This window comes from Vibrio sp. V08_P9A1T1 (genome assembly GCF_963874405.1).
In the GTDB taxonomy this organism is placed as follows: domain Bacteria; phylum Pseudomonadota; class Gammaproteobacteria; order Enterobacterales; family Vibrionaceae; genus Vibrio; species Vibrio anguillarum.
In genome coordinates, this window is record NZ_CAWNIB010000223.1 from 1 (window position 1) to 2,437 (window position 2,437).

The 2,437-nt window shown below is 49.9% G+C and carries 3 protein-coding genes; all 3 read right to left on the minus strand.

What is annotated here, in order from left to right:
- A partial coding sequence (locus AACT21_RS09265; protein WP_094164639.1) for a hypothetical protein occupies positions 1 to 1,284 on the minus strand: 1,284 nt, incomplete at its 3' end.
- Between the two features lies 1 nt (position 1,285).
- Positions 1,286 to 2,047, minus strand: coding sequence for an outer membrane lipoprotein-sorting protein (locus AACT21_RS09270; protein ID WP_017042180.1), 762 nt, complete (start codon positions 2,045 to 2,047; stop codon positions 1,286 to 1,288).
- Positions 2,040 to 2,437: ABC transporter permease (locus AACT21_RS09275; RefSeq protein WP_141195278.1), on the minus strand; the 398-nt coding region annotated here is incomplete at its 5' end. The genes AACT21_RS09270 and AACT21_RS09275, both read right to left, overlap by 8 nt.

Genomic DNA, 2,437 nt, shown 5'->3' on the forward strand with positions numbered 1-2,437 from the left:
ATTTAATAGAATCATATGCTTATCTGGTAAGTTTGCATATGTAGAGTCAGCAGGCCCAGTCATAAAACGTGCGGCCAGTTCGATTTCGATAGAGGCTGTACCCGAATCGTACACTGAGTAATTGAGCCATTGGGTAGCGATCACGCCGCCATCTTGCGGTGCAATCAGCACATCAAGTGTCGGCACTAAGCCTTGCAACCATTCAATACTCTGGCTCCACGCCCAATGACGCCAAGCTTGGCTATCTAACGAAGCATGCAACATCACATTATGCTGCACGAGATTCACGTGGTTATAGCCTTGTGCGTAAGACCAACCTAACGCTTGATTATGCTGATAACGAACCGAATCCGCGTTGGTCTGCGCTTGTTGCCACTGCTCTTTTCCCCAACTGCGACTGTCGAACCAATATTCTGCAATGACGCTTTGCCCATCACTTCCCGACCAGTTGAAACCCACCAGTGCCTGATAGCCTTGAGTTCGTGATTCAAGAGCCATGCGCGATTCAATCTCTTGTTGTTGAGAGTAAACTGCTTGAGCCAATGCGCTGGGCCGTTGGTACGCTAAATAATGACGCTGATAGAGCGCTGACGCATGCACTTCCCATGCGTCAGTGAGCACAGTAACAAACGAGCTACCCAGCACGCCGCGTCGAACGTCATCATAGTAAGCAATCGCCTGCCATTCGGCATTGCCCATCAACTGATAACGCCTTACGCCCGCCCCTTGTTGTTCGGTCATTTGTTGTAACTCGCTGCCTTGCTGCTCTGTCCAAGAGGAATCTGTATAAAAAAGCGTCCATTCACCTTGCTGATCATAATAAGAAGCAGAGAGCGTTCCGGCCCCCTCTTCTACCTGAATACCGACCGGATTGCGGCGATAAGGCTGAAAGAGATCAAGCGGACGATAACCGTAGCCCACTCCCCAATCCAAGCGCACTTTTCCTAGTGTCAGCTCAAACGGCACATCAGCCAGCACTAGGCTGCCTTGCCAAAACAGTTCTTGTAGAATGAACTCGCTGTCGGCGTGCTGCTGTGCATCGCTACTCCACAGGGCGTTTTGTTTGATAGCCACTAGACCCAGCCAGCCATGCCACCTCATTTCTACATCCAATAACGCCTCAATCTGCTGCGTATCGCGCGCTTGATTACTAGGAAAAAAAAGGCTGTCGCGATGCGCCGTGGTGGATGCGCTCATTACCCAATCCCAATCAAAACTGGGGGCTTCTGCCCGCGCAGCTAAGCTCAATACGCTAGTTAAAAAAGCGAACGCAACACGCTTCATCTCATAACTCCGATAAACTGTTACGAGTCAGATAGGCGGGGTTGTAATATTTTTCATCTAGCTCCATGGGCTCGATGTGTTGATACTCAACCACCGTTTTTTTGGTCGGTTGAATTTGATCAAGCAGCGTCATACTGGTTACGCGCATTCGTCCCTCTTTTTCACCAGCGCGAAACCAAGCCTGCTTGGCCAGTTTTCCAGAGCGTAAATACAAAGAAGCTTTGATTGGGAAATCGTTCTCTTTATCCAACCATAAGATAATTTGCTGGTAGTTCGCCCCTTCTGTGACAGCCAGTAATGACAGCTTATGCGTCAGGTAAGGTTGACCATTGGGTGTTTCTATCTGCTCTTCACCCATCAATTGACTTTGGTAATCCTCGCTCCACGTCAGTGTTGAAATATCGCCCACCGAAGCCTCACCAAGCAGTTTTTGCATTGGCGTAATACGAATAGGGCGGCGGCTTTTGGGCATCAACAACCAGTAGTTTTCATCGAGCATCAGCATTTTTTGCCCCGCTTCAACGGAGGATTTGAACACCACTAACGAGTCGCGATTGGCTTTGGTATACACGTGATATTGACGCGTTTTATCGAGCTCACCACGTTCATAAAGCGACACCAAGGAGACGACTTTGGCCGCGCTGTAACCAAGGCGATATTGGTCGGCGTTTTTGGTCATTTGCCCTGCATCCAGCGCCGCCCAGCCAGCGGCCGAGTAGCCACCGCTAAGCGTGATCAGTAATAACATCATCCATTTATACATAAGCCAGTGCCTCCGTGATTGGCTTGTTGACTCCTTTGCGTGCCGACAACCAAGCCGCTGCAATACAAATGCTGAGTACGCCAAACGCACTCAGCAGAACCAATTCCCATGAAAAATAAATATGTAAAGGATACCCTTCCGTGCGTCCCGGTGGTGGTGGCATTTGCACATCGACTACCATCAATAACACGCTTGTTAGGGCATTGAACGCCGCACCCACCAGCGAGCCTAAAATGGCTAGCAGTACGGCTTCGCGTATGAAGCTGGCGACGATTTCATTTGGGTAAGTGCCAAGCGCCGACAGCGTTCCGATTTCACGTGTTCTCTCCGTGACCGACATGGTTAAGGTGTTAAATAGTGCGACGAAGACCACCAACCCCATCACCAACC

Excerpts from the sequence above, each read along its gene's own strand:
- AACT21_RS09270 (WP_017042180.1), bottom strand. The coding sequence starts at position 2,047 with ATGTATAAATGGATGATGTTATTACTGATCACGCTTAGCGGTGGCTAC.